This is a genomic window from Microbacterium awajiense, assembly GCF_039536545.1.
GTDB classification, from domain to species: domain Bacteria; phylum Actinomycetota; class Actinomycetes; order Actinomycetales; family Microbacteriaceae; genus Microbacterium; species Microbacterium awajiense.
On sequence record NZ_BAAAYU010000001.1, the window covers coordinates 470,193 to 485,582 of the forward strand.

Below are 15,390 nucleotides of genomic sequence, written 5' to 3' on the forward strand. Positions count from 1 at the left end.
CAGGCGGAGATTTATCTCGATATCAAGATAAATGTATCACTGCTCGGCGGGCTCGTCCTTCGAAGGCGCGCGGGGATAGAGGGCACGCGCGGCCAGCCACGTCACCGCGAGCAGCGGCGCGAACAGGGGCAGGCCCATCACCAGCTTCAGGGTGCCGAGCGCGGTCACATCTCCCGCGAAATAGAGCGGGAGCTGCACCGCGAGCCGAGCCGCGAACAGGCCCGCCCACGCGAGCGACAGCCAGAAGTAGACCCGGCGCTTGCGCGGATCCTGCCGCCACGCCGTGCCCTCGCCCATGAGGAAGCCGGCGATGAGACCGATGAGCGGCCAACCGACGAGGGCCGAGACCAGGAAGGCCGTTCCGTACGCGCCGTTGGTGACGAAGCCCCAGACGAAGTTGTCTTCGGCGCGACCCGTCCACAGCGCCAGTGCCGCCGCCGCGCCGGTCGCGACGAGACCGCCGATCGCCGCGGCCGGGGGCGTACGTGTGATGAGACGGATGGCGGTGAACACGACTGCGATGCCCACCGACACGGCCAGCGACAAGACCAGATCGGTCGTGACGGTGTATAGCACGAGGAACGCGAGGCTCGGCAGCACCGACTCGAGGATGCCGCGCCACCCGCCCATGGCCTTCCAGACCACGTGGCCCGTCGTCGCCCCGTCTGCGGGGTCCAGGCCCGCGCGTCGGGCCGCACCGCCGAGCGCGGCACCGACCAGCTCCGACGCCGACGGCTCGGCGGGATCGTTCTGCTCGTCGCCGGTCACGCCGAACCCGGAGTCCCCGGCATCCGCAGCGGAATGAGGTCGCGCGGAGGCATGGGCGACCCGCCGCGGACCACCACGATCGAGCGGAAGAGCTCCTCGACCTTGGAAGCGGCCTCGATGTCGCCGGTGGCGGCGCCGCCGATGACGCCGCGGAGGAACCACCGGGGTCCGTCGACACCGACGAAGCGGGCAAGGCGCTTGCCGGCCTCGCCCTCGGCGCCTGCAGTCACCGGCACCTCGGCGAGCAGCTCGGGACCGAGCGGACCCTCGCGCTCTTCGACGCGACCGCCCTGCTGGCGCACCTGTGCACGGATCTGATCGCGTGTCTCGTCCCACAGTCCGCTGGAGCGCGGAGCGGCGAAAGGCTGGACCTGGAGCGTCGAGCCCACGTAGTCGAGGCCGACCGCCACGATGCGCTTGGTCTGCTCCTCGACCTCGAGTCGCAGGTTGAGGCCCTCGCGCGGCAGCACCTTGATACCCCCGAGGTCGATGTACGGCCGCACCGGATTCGCTTCGGACTCGTCGAACGGCCCGTTCTCGGCGCGGTCCTCCGGTGCGACCTTCGGTGCTTCGCTGGGGGTGGCGTCGCTCATGCGGAGACTCCGTTCTTCTGATAGCCGGTCGAGCCGAACCCGCCTTCGCCGCGGACGCTGTCCGGGAGCTCGTCGACTTCGATGAACTCCACGCGCGGTACCGGCATCACGATGAGCTGTGCGATCCGATCCCCCTCGGCGATCTCGAACGCCTCCTCGGGGTCGGTGTTGAGCAGACTCACCTTGATCTCGCCGCGATAGCCGGCGTCCACGGTTCCAGGGGAGTTGACGATCGTGATGCCGTGGCGCGCGGCCAGTCCACTGCGCGGTACGACGAACGCCACATAGCCGTCCGGCAGCGCGATCCGCACGCCGGTGCCCACCAGGGCGCGTCGTCCAGGCTCCAGCCGCACCGCCTCCGCCGCCGTCAGATCGGCACCGGCATCTCCCGGGTGGGCGTAGAGGGGAACGTCGGAGGCGATAATGGGGACGTCCACGGTTTCAGTCACGCAACGAGGGTAATGCAGAAGGATCGGCGGCGCGTCCGGGCGCCTGGTGAGTATCGCGAGCGGTTGAGCCCATCACTGTGGGTGCTGGTCGCCGCTGCGGTGTGCGCGCCGATGGCCGCGCTGGTGATCGCTCCCATCGACACGACGCTCGCCCTCGGGGTCGGAGCCGTCGTCGGGATCGGGGTCGTCGCGCTCCTGGTGGTGGGTGCGCCCGTCGTCGAGGTGCGCGACGGAACTCTCCGCGCCGGCCGCGCGCACATCGAGGTCTGTCATCTCGGCGACGCCGTCGCCCTCACCGGGGAGCGCGCGCGTCATGCACGCGGCTCGGGTCTGGATCCCCGCGCATGGCACATCATCCGTGGCGGCATCGACGGCGTGGTCACGGTGGCGGTGCTCGACCCCGACGATCCTGCGCCGACCTGGGTCATCTCCACGCGCACCCCCGACCGCCTCGCAGCGGCGGTGCGCAGTGCTCAGCGAGCTACGCCGCGCACTCCGTGCAGATGAAGCCCGCGGCATCCTCGCCCGCCACCTGAGAGCGGTGCTTGACGAGGAAGCAGCTCATGCAGGTGAACTCGTCTTCCTGGGGCGGCAGCACGACGACATCGAGCTCGATGTCCGACAGATCCGCGCCGGGCAGCTCGAAGCCCGCCGGATTGTCCGAGTCCTCGGAATCGACTGATGCCGCCTTGGCGGGCACGCGCTCCTTGAGCGCTTCGATCGATTCGCTGTCGTCTTCGGACTTGCGGGGGGCGTCGTAATCGGTGGCCATTCGGTGATGTCTCTACTTCCGGGTGGTTCAAGTCTGTGGCCCTGATGGGCGGCCATAGTTTGCACGACCGCGCGCCATTTCGCAAATGACGATCACGTCGCGTGTGCGGGAAACTCACGGCGCGCCCCGGATATTCCCGCCGTCGGGCAGGCGACGTGTCAGCATGTTCGCACACGCAGGATCGGAGGGCTTCCGCATGGAACAGCTCAAACTCATCGGCAGCGAGGACGACATGCTCGTTCTGGCGACCGAGTCGGGCGACAGATTCTCCCTCGCCCTCGATGACGTGCTGCGCTCGGAGATCCGCCGCGCGCGACGTGCGCAGGAGGACGGGGATGCGCCGCGTCCGAGCCCGCGCGAGATCCAGGCCCATATCCGATCGGGCCTCACCGCCGATGAGGTGGCACAGCTGCTGGGGGCCCGCGTCGAGGACGTCCGCCGCTTCGAAGGACCCGTTCTCGCCGAGCGCGAACACATCGTGGGGCAGGCGCTGTCTGTCCCCGTGCTGCTGGGCTCGGACCTCGACAGCGACGGCCAGGCGACGTTCGGACGCGCCGTGCGCACGAAACTGGCCGAGGCCGAGGCATCGGGTGAGCGGTGGACCAGCTGGAAGGAGCAGACCGGCTGGGTGGTCAAGCTCGAGTTCTCGGCCGGCGGGGTCGACCATGACGCCCGCTGGGGTTTCGACCCACGTCGCAGCACGCTGACGCCGGTGAACTCCGACGCCATCCAGCTCTCCCGCCAGGGCTCGCTGCCCGACGGGCTGATCCCGCGCCTGCGCGCGCTGGAGACCACCGAGAAGGACGACACGAGCTTCGACAGCGAGGCGTTCGAACCCCGACGCATCGCCGACGACGAAGGCTCGTCACCCGAGCCCGCGGAACCGACCTCGCCGGCCGTGCAGAAGGCGGCCATCAAGCGCGCCGACGAGCCCGTGGTCACGTCCGCCGAGACGGCCGACCTGCTCGAAGCGCTGCGGCGGCGGCGTGGTCAGCGCGAGCCGCTGCCCGGTGCCGATGAGCACTCCACGGAGCACACGCATGCGCCCGTCGCGCTGTTCGACGCACTCGAACCGGGTTATGACGAGATCGATCATGACGACGAACCCGAGCCCGAGCAGCTCGCGGCACCGGCAGCCGAAGCGGCCGGCCGACGCAAGGGCCGCTCGTCGATGCCCTCCTGGGACGAGATCGTCTTCGGCGCGCGCACCGAGGAGTGACGTTCGTCAGGCGTAGGCGCCGAGCCTGAGCAGCGGCACGATGCGCTCCTGATCGGTGAGCGAGCCGTGCTGTCCGATCATCTTCTGGGGTGCCTTGTCGGCGACCCGATCGTCGTAGTACGCGATCGTCGCGCGCGCGGCGACGAGCACGTCTCCCAACCGTGCGGCGACGGCGTGGTCGACGTGCGCGCCGAACAGGCCCGACGCGACGGCCTCCGCGCGGGACAGCACCCATGAACGGCCCGACTCCGCGTCGCGCCATGCGTCGAGGAGGTCGTCTTCACAGCCCGGCTCGGCGTACAGATGCAGCATGCGGGGCTCACCGCCGATCTCTGCGACACCGTGCACGAGCCGGTCGCCCTCGGAGAGGAGCACGTGGCGGTGGCGCGGGACGTCGACCATGCCGTGGTCCGCGGTCACCAGGAGCCCGACGTCGGGAGCGATCGCGCGAGCGAGAAGGGCGGCTGCGGCATCCAGACGCTCGAGGGTCTCGAGCCAGCGCTCGGACTCCCAGCCGTGCTTGTGCCCCACAGCGTCGAGTTCCGGTGCGTAGAGGTAGACGAACGCCCCGTCGACGGTGTTCGCGATCTCGGCCGCGGCAGCCATGCGCTGGTCGAGATCGTCGGCGCCGACGAAGATCGCGCCGTGCATGATGGCGTCGGTCAAGCCGGTCCCCGCGTACTCCGCTTTCGACACGACGTAGGTCGGGCGGTCCTCGTCGGTGAGCGGGGCGGCACGAAGCCATGAGCGGTCGAGTCCGTCCGTGTCCCAGCCCCGCAGCTGGTTGACGACGGCACCGGTCTCGGGCACACGCAGACGGTACCCGGCGATGCCGTGCCGACCGGCATCCGTTGCCGTGAGCAGACTCGTCAGCGCCGCGGCCGTCGTCGAGGGGAAGACCGTACGCGCGACATCCGAGCGCAGCCCGACGCGCGCGAGGAAGCGCGCGTGTCCGGCGCGGGCACGCAGGTTGAGCGCGCCGAGCCCGTCGACGAGGAACACGATCGCGCTGCGGGATGCCGCGAACCAGCCGTCCTCGCCGTCGAGCGACCGGAAGACCTGTGGCACGACACCGGTGAGGCTCCGGGCGCGGGGCGGGTCCGCCGGTAGGCTGAGGGTCATCGGGGCCAGTCTCGCACACCGGCTCCCCCACGCCGCCCGCCGTCTTCCCGAGGCCCACATCCGTCATGCCTGCAACCCGCTCCGACTCCCCCGCCGACCACGGCCGCATCGAAGACGTCGACGTCGCGACCGAGATGCAGGGGTCGTTCCTCGAGTACGCGTACTCGGTGATCTACTCGCGCGCGCTCCCGGACGCCCGCGACGGACTCAAGCCCGTGCAGCGCCGCATCCTGTTCCAGATGGCCGACATGGGACTGCGCCCCGATCGAGGTCACGTCAAGAGCGCGCGTGTCGTCGGCGAGGTGATGGGCAAACTCCACCCGCACGGCGACGCCGCCATCTACGACGCGCTGGTGCGCCTCGCTCAGCCGTTCTCGCTGCGGGTTCCCCTCGTCGACGGACACGGCAATTTCGGCTCGCTCGACGACGGCCCCGCCGCCGCCCGCTACACGGAGGCGCGCCCCGCGCCGCCGGCGGTGGCGCTCACCGACGATCTGGGTGAGGACGTCGTCGACTTCATCCCGAACTACGACGGGCAGTTCCAACAGCCCGAGGTGCTGCCGGCCGCGTTCCCGAATCTGCTCGTCAACGGCGCGAGCGGCATCGCCGTGGGTATGGCGACGAACATGGCTCCCCACAACCTCATCGAGGTGGTCGGGGCCGCGATCCACCTCCTCGAGCACCCGGATGCGACCGTCGAGGATCTCATGGAGTTCGTTCCGGGTCCCGATCTTCCTTCCGGCGGCATCATCGTCGGTCTCGAGGGGATCAAGGACGCCTATGCGAAGGGCCGCGGCAGCTTCCGCACGCGGGCGAAGGTCTCGATCGAATCGCTGGGCCCGCGCCGTACAGGTCTGGTCATCACCGAGCTTCCCTACCTCGTGGGCCCGGAGCGGGTGATCGAGAAGATCAAGGACGCGGTCAGCGCGAAGAAGCTCCAGGGCATCGCCGACGTCACCGATCTCACCGACCGGCACAACGGATTGCGCCTGGTCATCGGCATCAAGACCGGCTTCGACCCGGAAGCGGTTCTCGAGCACCTGTACCGGCTCACTCCGCTCGAGGACTCGTTCGGCATCAACAACGTCGCGCTCGTCGAGGGGCAGCCGCAGACGCTCGGGCTGCGCGAGCTCCTGCGTGTGTACCTCGACCACCGCATCCGGGTCGTCACTCGGCGCAGCGAGTATCGGCTCGCGCGCCGGCGTGAGCGACTGCACCTGGTCGAGGGCCTGCTCATCGCGATCCTCGACATCGACGAGGTCATTCAGGTCATCCGCACGTCGGATGACGGGGAGCAGGCTCGCTCTCGGCTGATGGACGTGTTCGACCTGTCACAGCCGCAGGCGGAGTACATCCTCGAGCTGCGGCTGCGACGACTCACGCGGTTCTCACGCATCGAGCTGGAGAGCGAGCGCGACGAGCTGAAGGCCGAGATCGCCCGCCTCGAAGAGCTGCTCGGTGACGACGTCCTGCTGCGTGCGCAGGTCGCGCGGGAGCTCGACGCCGTGGCCGAGGCGTTCGGCACGCCGCGCCGAACACTCCTGCTCAACGGCGGACCGGTCGCACCGCGCTCCCGAGCGGCGGCGTCGGCCGCGCAGCTGCAGATCGCCGACGCGCCGTGTCGGGTGTACCTGTCCGCCACCGGGCGCATGGTGCGAGCCGAGCTGGTCGCCGACGCCGAGGGCGGCGGCATCGTCGCGCCGTCGCGCCGCTCGAAGCACGATGCGATCCGGTCCTCGGTGGACACGACCACGCGCGGCGAGATCGCCGCCGTGACGACGGCCGGGCGACTTGTACGGCTGAGCCCCGTCGACCTGCCCTCGGTGCCGGCGAACTCCGTCCAAGTGGCCGCGGGCACCCGCGCCGATCAGTATCTGGGCCTGTCCGGTGGTGAGCATGTCGTCGCGCTCGTCCCCGTCGCCGACGCTCCCCCCATCGCGCTGGGCACCGCCCACGGCACCGTCAAGCGCGTCGCTGCGACCGAGCTCGGCACCAAGAACGACATCGAGGTGATCGCCCTCAAGCCCGGTGATCGCGTCGTCGGGGCCGCCGTCGCTCCCGATGGATCCGAGCTCGTCTTCGTCACCAGCGACGCCCAGCTGCTTCGTTTCGACGCCGGGGCCGTGCGGCCCCAGGGACGCGCTGCGGGCGGCATGTCAGGTATCCGGGTGACCACCGGAGAGAGCGTCGTCTTCTTCGGCGTCGTCGACGACGCCGAAGAGGCCGAGGTGGTCACCGTCGCGGGGTCGACCGGCGCGATCGCTGGGGCGGATGCGGGAAGCGCCAAGGTGTCGGCCTTCGCGGAGTTCCCGCCCAAGGGCCGTGGCACCGGCGGCGTGCGCGCGCAGCGCTTCCTCAAGGGCGAGGACACGCTGTCCACGGCATGGGTCGGCGTGCAGCCGCGTGCCGTCGGCGCAGACGGTGCCACGCGTGCGCTGCCACCATCGGGCGCCAAGCGCGATGCGTCAGGTCAGGCGCTCGACTCCGTCATCGGCGCGGTCGGCACGGCGATCGGCTGAGCGGGAGTTCTCAGTCAGAAGGTCTCGGGTCACGCGTCGATGCGTTCGCGGTCCATCCGTGCACTCGAGTCGACGATGAACTCGCGCCGCGGCGCCACCTCGTTGCCCATCAGCAGCTCGAACACGGTCGAGTCGGCCTCGGCATCCGATACGCGCACGCGGCGCAGGGTGCGCCCGGCACGGTCCATCGTGGTCGAGGCGAGCTGCTCGGCATCCATTTCACCAAGACCCTTGTAGCGCTGGATCGGCTCATGCCAGCGCCGACCCGACTTGGACAGGCGGGCGAGCAGCGCGTGCAGCTCCTTCTCGCTGTACGTGTAGATCGTCTCGTTGGGCTTGGACCCCGGATGCTGAACGATGACGCGATGCAGCGGTGGGACGGCGGCGAAGACGCGTCCGTCCTCGATCAGCGGCCGCATGTAGCGGAAGAACAGCGTGAGGAGCAGAGTCCGGATGTGTGCGCCGTCGACATCCGCGTCGCTCATCAGGATGATCTTGCCGTAGCGGGCGGCGGACAGGTCGAAGGAACGACCCGAGCCGGCGCCGATCACCTGGATGATCGACGCGCACTCGGCATTGGACAGCATGTCGCTGATCGATGCCTTCTGCACGTTGAGGATCTTGCCGCGGATCGGCAGCAGCGCCTGGAACTCGCTGTTGCGCGCAAGCTTCGCCGTGCCCAGCGCCGAGTCGCCCTCGACGATGAACAGCTCCGAGTCCGCGACGTCGCTCGACCGGCAGTCCACCAGCTTGGCCGGCAGTGTCGAGGACTCGAGCGCGTTCTTCCGCCGCTGCGTCTCTTTGTGGGCGCGCGCCGAGATGCGCGCCTTCATCTCGGAGACGACCTTGTCCAACAGAAGCCCGGCCTGGGCCTTGTCATCGCGCTTCGTCGACGTGAATCGGGCGGTGAGCTCCTTGGTCACCACGGACGAGACGATCTGCCGCACCGCCGGGGTACCCAGCACCTCCTTGGTCTGGCCTTCGAACTGCGGCTCGGGCAGGCGCACGGTGAGGACGGCGGTCATCCCGGCGAGGATGTCGTCCTTCTCAAGCTTGTCGTTGCCGACCTTGAGCCGGCGCGAGTTCTGGTCGACCTGGGTGCGCATGACCTTCATGAGCGCCTGCTCGAACCCCTGCTGGTGCGTGCCGCCCTTCGGCGTCGCGATGATGTTGACGAACGAACGCTGGACCGTCTCGTACCCCGTGCCCCAGCGCAGCGCGATGTCGACCTGGCACTCGCGCTCGACCTCGGTGGGAACCATCGCACCGGTCGGCTGCAGGACGGGAACGGTCTCGACGAAGCTCCCCGCGCCGGTCAGCCGCCACGTGTCGGTCACGGCGGGGTCGGGGGCGAGGAAGTCGGTGAACTCCGAGATGCCGCCGTCGAACCGGTACGACGTCTCCACGGGCTCGTCGGCGCGCTCGTCACGGATGACGATCTCGAGTCCGGGAACGAGGAACGCGGTCTGTCGCGCCCGCTGCTCGAGCTCGTCGAGCGCGAAGACGGCACCCTTCGTGAAGATCTGGCGGTCGGCCCAGTAGCGGATGCGGGTCCCGGTCGTGCCCTTGGGCGCGCGGCCCACGACGCGCAGCTCGGAGCTGCGTTCGAAGGGCGTGAACGGCGCGTCGGGCGCATCGCCGGCGAACACACCGGGTTCGCCGCGGTGGAACGACATCGCCCAGGTCTTCCCACCTCGATCGACCTCGACATCGAGTCGTTCCGACAGCGCGTTGACGACCGACGCGCCCACACCGTGAAGTCCGCCGGACGAGGCGTACGAGCCGGAGCCGAACTTGCCTCCCGCGTGGAGCTTGGTGAACACGACCTCGACGCCGCTCAGTCCGGTGCGCGGCTCGACGTCGACGGGAATGCCTCGAGCCCGGTCGCGCACCTCGACGCTGCCGTCACGGTGGAGCACGACGTCGATGCGCGATCCGTGACCCCCGAGCGCCTCATCGACCGAGTTGTCGATGATCTCCCATAGGCAGTGCATGAGGCCGCGAGAATCCGTCGATCCGATGTACATGCCGGGTCGCTTGCGCACCGCCTCCAGGCCTTCGAGCACCTGCAGGTGATGGGCGGAGTACTCGGCGGTCACAATCGACAAGCCTAACCGCGTGGTCGGCGCGCACAGCGGTGACACACGGGCCGGCAACACGGTCGAAACGAGGGCGATGGATGCACGGTACGCGCACAGCGAAATGTGACCGGATCGAGGCATGCCGGAAACAAAGCCGTGGTTGTATTGCTTGCACCTGGAACGGATGTGAGCGATACGAGGAGGCACCGAGATGAACACGCTGACGACCACGAACGACACCGCCGCCGTCCTCGAGTACCGCCTGACGGCCGTCGACCGGTGCGACTCGTGCGGCGCGCAGGCGTACATCGCCGCCGAAGTCAACGGCAGCGAGCTGCTGTTCTGCGCCCATCACGGTCGCAAGTACGAAGAGAAGCTGCGCACCGTGGCCACCACATGGCATGACGAGACCGCGCGCCTCAGCGAAGCCGACTGAGCCGCAGGAGCGTCAGAACCCGATCGCCGCGCGGTAGACGGGAAGCAGCCCGGTCTTCACGCCCGAGACCGTCGGCTTGGTCTGGAAGACGCTCGAGTTGTGATTGCCCTCGATCAGCACGGGTCCCTCGGGTGTCACCGCGATGTCCCAGCCCACGTAGGGCGTTCCGGGAATCCGACGGGCGACGTCTTCGAGCAGTTCGAGGACCTCGGGGTAGAACGGCACGCGTGTGCCGGCGATGGCGGTGCCTGTGACCGGGTGCACCGGGTGCACGCCGCCGCTCTTGTCGACGCCGGGATACCGGGCGACGCCTTCTTCGTCGAGCAGCGTGTACATGCCCCCGCTGGCGAAGTTGTCGATCGCCGCGCCGTTGCCGATGCGCAGCACCGCCGCGAGGATGTGCAGCCGGTCCTCGGGATCGAGGAAGGTGATCATGCGCACCGTGTTCACGCTTCCGGGGTATATCGCCGCGAGCGTCGGATGCTGCACGAGCAGCTGCTCGACGAGGGTCCTCCCCTCATCGACGAGCGTCGTGCGCAGCATCGCCGGGTCGTCGAGGTCTTCGTACGCGATCACATCGATGCCCACGCCGCCGTGGCCGCCCGCGGGCTTGACGATCACACGGCCGTGCCGCTCCACGAACGCGGCGACCTCGTCATCGGTCGCCGTGCGCGCATCGAGCCAGTCACGGCCGATCACATCGGCGAAGTCGCTGTAGAACACGAGCTTGTCCTCGAACCGATGACGCTGCGCCGCGTCGTTGTAGGTCGCCGTGATCCGATTCGACTTCGGGTGCGTCATCCACGTCGCCCGCTCGCGCCCGCGGAGGGTGGCGACATCCCACACGGCGTAGTCGCGGAAGCCCATTTCGTACCGCACCGAGCACCACAGCATGTCTGCGATGATCAGCGGAACGGGCTTTCTCGTGACCGACCGCGACTGCTGTGCGAACTCCACGAGGTTTCCCGCGCGCAGATTGCGCGCTCGGTTCACGAGGTAGCGCCCGCGCGAACGCAGCTGACCGGCCAGATGTGCCGTGCGTCTCCGGATCACGGTGTCAGACCCGCATCGCCTTCTCGTAGATCGGCATGAGCCCGGTGCGCGTTCCCGACACCGCCGGACGCGACTGGAACACGCCCGTGTTGTGGTTGCCCTCGATGACGACGGGTCTGGTCGGGGTGATCGCGATGTCCCAGCCGATGTAGGGCATGTCGCGCTCCTGGCGGGCGAGTCGGTCGGCGAGGGCGATCACCTCGTCGAACAGCGGCACCTGGAACCCTTCGAGATAGACCCCGGTGACCGGATGCCGGTGGAACACCTGACCGATGCCGTCGTACGCGGCATGCAGGGCGATGCCTCGCTCGTCGACCATCGTGTACATGCCGCCGCCGCTGTAGTTGTCGATGAAGCCGCCGTTGCCGATCTTGAGCACACGCGCCAGCACATGCACGACGTCGTCGGGATCCCGGTAGGTGACGATCCGCAGGGTGTTGACGCTCCCGGGGTACAGCCGGGACATCTCGGGATGCTGCACGAGCATCTCTTCGACGAGCGTGTGCTTCGATGCGACGAGCGTGTCGCGCAGGGCCGCGTAGTCGGAGATGTCGGCCGCCTCGTAGAGATCGATCCCGCTCCCGCCCACTCCGACGGGATCCTTGGCGAGCACTCGCCCATGGCGCGTGATGAACTCCTCGAGGGCCGCCGCATCCGTCGCCTGGACGTCGAGCCACTCGCGGCCGATGTCATCGGCGAAACTCTTCGCGAACTCGATCTTGTCGTCGAACACGGCACGACGCTGCTGCGAGTTGAACGCGCGAGACATCATCGCCGACTTCGGCTCGGTCATGAAGGTGCGCCGTTCGCGTCCCTTCAGGATCCGGTAATCCCACTGCGCATAGTGCTCGAACGTCGTCTGATAGAGCACGATGCACGCGCACATGTCGATCACGATGACCCACAGGGGTGTCCGCGGTGTCAGCCGCTGCGACTGACGCGCGAACTCCATGATGCGCTTGGGCGACCAACGCAGCGCACGGCTCGCGAACCAGTGGAGTTTCTCGCCGAACCAGTTCATGAGCCGGACTCCGAGGTGCGCACGATTCCCAGGGGCGTGGACTGGTGGCCCTGGCCGAGCGGGTTGTCGCGGAGGATGCGGAGCAGACGTGCGTCGCCCGCGCGGTCGAGCGTGGATCCGAGGATGTTGCCGCCCAGATCGTTGATGTCGACGACCGCCACCGCGACGCCGGCCGGCAGCAGGCCCTGCAGATGACGCGCCACGCCATCGGGATCCTCGGGACCCAGCACCACGGCTTCGTTGTAGGGAGGGATCGTGCCCGCGGTCGGACCGTCGATCGCCCGCGCCTTGTCGCCGGCGATGCGGTAGAAATCGCCCTTGCGCCCGAAGGCCTTGGTCACCGCCGACACTGCCGCAGCGAACAGGATGCGCGGCGTGCCGCACTCGCGCAGGGCCATCTCCATCGTCTCGGGCATGCCCAGGCCGATGCCGTAGGGCGTCCGCGTCACGTAGCGTGACAAGAACACGGCCAGGCGTCGGGGTCGGATCGCGTCGACCGGGTACGACCGCCCCTGTGTGATCGCGACGATCTTCTCCGTGACGAACAGGATGTCGCCTGCGCGTACCGCATCGGCGGCGTACTCCGTGATGAAGGCGTCGAGATCGTCGCCGTCCACCACCACGCGGGTCTTCAGCGGAATCCGGTCGACGCGTTCACCGTCGACTTCGACGGTCAGGTCCTTGCCGGTGTTGGGAGCGGAGCTCATGGTGTCGTCGCGCGCTCAGCCGACGGGGGCGTTGCGGCACGGGGCGCGCTCAGCACGGCGTGCGCGGCCTCCTCGATGACGTCGAGGCCCTTCACGAGCAGCTCGTCCTCGCCGGTGAGGGTGGGCATCAGCTTGAGCACCTCGTCCTGTGCCCCACTGAGTTCCACGATCACGCCCCGCGCGAACGACTCGCGCGAGATCGCCTTCGCGATCGCCGGGTCGGTGCAGGCGAGGCCCTGCAGCAGACCGCGGCCACGGGAGCTGAACTCGTCCGGGCGCTCGCCCGACATCTTGGCGAGACGGTCGGCGACCAGGGTGGCGCGGTGGTCGATGTGCTCTTCGAAGCCGGGCTTCTCCCAGTACTCGCGGATCGCCGCGACGGCTCCGACGAACGCAACGGAGTTGCCGCGGAAGGTGCCCGAGTGCATACCCGGCTTCCACACATCCAACTCGGGACGCAGCAGCACCAGCGACATCGGGAATCCGTAGCCCGAGAGGGACTTCGACAGCGTGACGATGTCGGGCTCGATGCCCGACTCCTCGAAGCTGAAGAATCGACCCGATCGCCCGATGCCGATCTGGATGTCGTCGACGATGAGCAGAATCCCACGCTCACGGCACACCTGCTGCAGCCGCTTCAGCCACTCTGCGGACGCCACGTTGACACCGCCTTCGCCCTGCACGGTCTCGACGATGACCGCAGCGGGGTGATCCAGCCCGCTCGAGGCGTCGTCGAGCAGCGTGCGCAGCATGTCGATCGTGTCGACGCCGGGACCGAAGTAGTCCTCGAAGGGGTGGAACACGACGTCGGGCAGAGCGGTGCCCGCGCCGCCGCGGAACCAGCTGCTGGAAGTCGCCGCGAGGGCACCGAGCGACACGCCGTGGAAGGCGTGGGTGAAGGCGACCACCGTGCGGCGTCCGGTCACCTGGCGCGCGACCTTGAGCGCAGCCTCGACCGCGTTCGCCCCCGTCGGCCCGGTGAACTGGAGCTTGTACCGGAGACCCCGCGGCGCCAGGATCACGTCGCGGAAGACTTCGAGGAACTCCTGCTTCGCGGACGTCGCCATGTCCAGCGCGTGCTGGATGTTGTCGCCCATGAGGTACTCGATGATCTTGGGCTTGATCGCCGGGTTGTTGTGGCCGTAGTTCAGCGTGCCGGCCCCGCAGAAGAAGTCGATGTACTCGCGACCCTCGACGTCGCGGATGAGCTCGCCGCGCGCGGTCGAGAACACGGTCGGGAACGTGCGCACATAGCTGCGCACTTCCGACTCCATTTCAGAGAAGACAGACAGATCCACGGGGAATCCTTTCTCGGGGGGACGTCGGACGAGCGCGACGATCCGCCAATCCTATGCAGTCAGGACTCGAGGTAATCGCGCAGCGACTGGGAGCGCGACGGGTGACGCAGCTTGGCCATCGTCTTGGACTCGATCTGGCGGATGCGCTCACGCGTGACGCCGAAGGTGTCGCCGATCTGGTCGAGCGTCTTGGGCTGGCCGTCCCCGAGGCCGAAGCGCATGCGGATGACGCCCGCCTCGCGCTCGGACAGCGAGTCCAGGAGCGATTCGAGCTGCCGCTGCAGCATGGTGAAGCCGACCGCGTCGGCCGGTACGACGGCATCCGTGTCCTCGATGAGGTCACCGAACTCGCTGTCCCCGTCTTCGCCGAGCGGCGTGTGCAGAGAGATCGGCTCGCGACCGTACTTCTGCACCTCGATGACCTTCTCGGGGGTCATGTCGAGTTCGCGGCTCAGCTCTTCGGGCGTCGGCTCGCGGCCCAGGTCCTGCAGCATCTGCCGCTGCACCCGCGCGAGCTTGTTGATGACCTCGACCATGTGGACGGGGATGCGGATCGTCCGGGCCTGGTCGGCCATGGCGCGGGTGATGGCCTGACGGATCCACCACGTCGCGTACGTCGAGAACTTGAAGCCCTTGGTGTAGTCGAACTTCTCGACCGCGCGGATCAGGCCGAGGTTGCCCTCCTGGATGAGATCCAGGAACTGCATGCCGCGACCGGTGTAGCGCTTGGCCAGCGATACGACCAGGCGCAGGTTCGCGCCCAGCAGGTGGCTCTTGGCACGCTGGCCGTCACGTGCGACCCACTGCAGGTCCAGGCCCAGCTCCGACGACTTCTCGGCCGCAGACATGTGCGACAGCTTCTCTTCGGCGAACAGACCCGCCTCGATGCGCATCGCCAACTCGACCTCTTCGGCCGCGTTCAGCAGCGGGACTTTGCCGATCTGCTTCAGATAGTCCTTGACCGGATCGGCCGTCGCGCCGGTGATCTGCGTCGAATAGATCGGGATCTCGTCGTCATCGCTGGATGACAGGACGATCGCCCCGGTCGGAAGGGGCTCGGTGAACGCCGGCTTCTTGTCCTCTTCGTCGTCGTCCTCGTCGTCGGTCGCGTCGGAATCCGAGGAGCCCGACGAGCTCGCCTTGGACTTGGCGCCCTTCTTGGCGGCGGGGCGGTCGTCATCCGAGGAGTCGTCATCCGACGTGTCGTCGGAGTCGTCCGCGTCGTTGTCGAGGTCGTCGGCGGCGGTGTCGTCGAGTTCGGCGTCGTCGTCGATCGCCTCGTCCTCTTCCGGCTGCGTCGACTTCTTCGAGGCCGTCTTGGGCGCCGCCTTGGCGCGCGTGCGCGGTGTCTT

General features: G+C 68.4%; 15 protein-coding genes. 4 read left to right on the forward strand and 11 right to left on the reverse strand.

Translation table 11 applies throughout. The features are described from left to right. Positions 1-36: 36 nt before the first annotated feature. Genes ABD663_RS02310 through dut form a run of 3 tightly spaced genes read right to left on the reverse strand, consistent with a single transcriptional unit; the run spans position 37 to position 1,810 of the window. Positions 37-768, reverse strand: coding sequence for a DUF3159 domain-containing protein (locus ABD663_RS02310; RefSeq protein WP_344736235.1), 732 nt, complete (start codon positions 766-768; stop codon positions 37-39). Beyond that, a complete protein-coding gene (locus ABD663_RS02315; protein ID WP_344736236.1) occupies positions 765-1,361 on the reverse strand; it encodes a DUF3710 domain-containing protein in 597 nt (198 codons plus the stop codon). Before ABD663_RS02315 ends, ABD663_RS02310 begins: the two co-directional genes overlap by 4 nt. Further along, positions 1,358-1,810 (reverse strand): dUTP diphosphatase, encoded by a 453-nt coding sequence (gene dut / locus ABD663_RS02320; RefSeq protein WP_344736237.1) that lies wholly within the window; start codon positions 1,808-1,810, stop codon positions 1,358-1,360. The genes ABD663_RS02315 and dut overlap by 4 nt, the downstream gene beginning before the upstream one ends. A gap of 63 nt (positions 1,811-1,873) precedes the next feature. On the opposite strand from dut, the gene ABD663_RS02325 reads away from it, so the two are divergent. After that, a complete protein-coding gene (locus ABD663_RS02325) occupies positions 1,874-2,317 on the forward strand; it encodes a DUF3093 domain-containing protein (RefSeq protein WP_344736238.1) in 444 nt (147 codons plus the stop codon). On the opposite strand, the gene ABD663_RS02330 is transcribed toward ABD663_RS02325, so the two are convergent. Next, positions 2,292-2,582 carry a DUF4193 domain-containing protein gene (locus ABD663_RS02330; RefSeq protein WP_344736239.1) on the reverse strand — a complete coding sequence of 97 codons (291 nt, stop codon included), beginning with the start codon at positions 2,580-2,582 and terminating at the stop codon, positions 2,292-2,294. The two genes, ABD663_RS02325 and ABD663_RS02330, sit on opposite strands and share 26 nt — an antisense overlap. Positions 2,583-2,778: 196 nt before the next feature. Between ABD663_RS02330 and sepH the strand changes: the two genes are divergently transcribed. After that, positions 2,779-3,801: a septation protein SepH gene (gene sepH / locus ABD663_RS02335; protein WP_344736240.1), complete on the forward strand. Its 1,023-nt coding sequence runs from the start codon at positions 2,779-2,781 to the stop codon at positions 3,799-3,801. A gap of 6 nt (positions 3,802-3,807) precedes the next feature. Here sepH and ABD663_RS02340 read toward each other — a convergent pair whose 3' ends face one another. After that, complete coding sequence (locus tag ABD663_RS02340; RefSeq protein WP_344736241.1) at positions 3,808-4,923, reverse strand: alkaline phosphatase family protein; 1,116 nt, start codon at positions 4,921-4,923, stop codon at positions 3,808-3,810. Positions 4,924-4,988: 65 nt separating this feature from the next. On the opposite strand from ABD663_RS02340, the gene ABD663_RS02345 reads away from it, so the two are divergent. After that, positions 4,989-7,442 carry a DNA gyrase/topoisomerase IV subunit A gene (locus ABD663_RS02345; protein ID WP_344736242.1) on the forward strand — a complete coding sequence of 818 codons (2,454 nt, stop codon included), beginning with the start codon at positions 4,989-4,991 and terminating at the stop codon, positions 7,440-7,442. Between the two features lie 29 nt (positions 7,443-7,471). On the opposite strand, the gene ABD663_RS02350 is transcribed toward ABD663_RS02345, so the two are convergent. Then, a complete protein-coding gene (locus ABD663_RS02350; RefSeq protein WP_486341541.1) occupies positions 7,472-9,544 on the reverse strand; it encodes a DNA gyrase/topoisomerase IV subunit B in 2,073 nt (690 codons plus the stop codon). A 190-nt stretch (positions 9,545-9,734) separates the two neighbouring features. On the opposite strand from ABD663_RS02350, the gene ABD663_RS02355 reads away from it, so the two are divergent. Then, the gene (locus ABD663_RS02355) at positions 9,735-9,959 is read left to right on the forward strand and encodes a DUF7455 domain-containing protein (RefSeq protein ID WP_344736244.1); all 225 of its coding nucleotides are present in this window, start codon (positions 9,735-9,737) and stop codon (positions 9,957-9,959) included. Between the two features lie 12 nt (positions 9,960-9,971). On the opposite strand, the gene ABD663_RS02360 is transcribed toward ABD663_RS02355, so the two are convergent. The 5 genes from ABD663_RS02360 to ABD663_RS02380 all read right to left on the reverse strand — a co-directional run. Next, a complete protein-coding gene (locus ABD663_RS02360) occupies positions 9,972-11,012 on the reverse strand; it encodes a sugar-transfer associated ATP-grasp domain-containing protein (protein ID WP_344736245.1) in 1,041 nt (346 codons plus the stop codon). Positions 11,013-11,016: 4 nt separating this feature from the next. Then, on the reverse strand, positions 11,017-12,033 hold the full coding sequence (locus tag ABD663_RS02365) for a sugar-transfer associated ATP-grasp domain-containing protein (protein WP_344736246.1): 1,017 nt from the start codon (positions 12,031-12,033) through the stop codon (positions 11,017-11,019). Next, positions 12,030-12,740, reverse strand: coding sequence for a coenzyme F420-0:L-glutamate ligase (locus tag ABD663_RS02370; RefSeq protein WP_344736247.1), 711 nt, complete (start codon positions 12,738-12,740; stop codon positions 12,030-12,032). The genes ABD663_RS02365 and ABD663_RS02370 overlap by 4 nt, the downstream gene beginning before the upstream one ends. Continuing rightward, positions 12,737-14,038: a diaminobutyrate--2-oxoglutarate transaminase gene (gene ectB / locus ABD663_RS02375; RefSeq protein WP_344736248.1), complete on the reverse strand. Its 1,302-nt coding sequence runs from the start codon at positions 14,036-14,038 to the stop codon at positions 12,737-12,739. Before ectB ends, ABD663_RS02370 begins: the two co-directional genes overlap by 4 nt. Positions 14,039-14,097: 59 nt before the next feature. Next, positions 14,098-15,390: RNA polymerase sigma factor (locus tag ABD663_RS02380; protein WP_344736249.1), on the reverse strand; the 1,293-nt coding region annotated here is incomplete at its 5' end.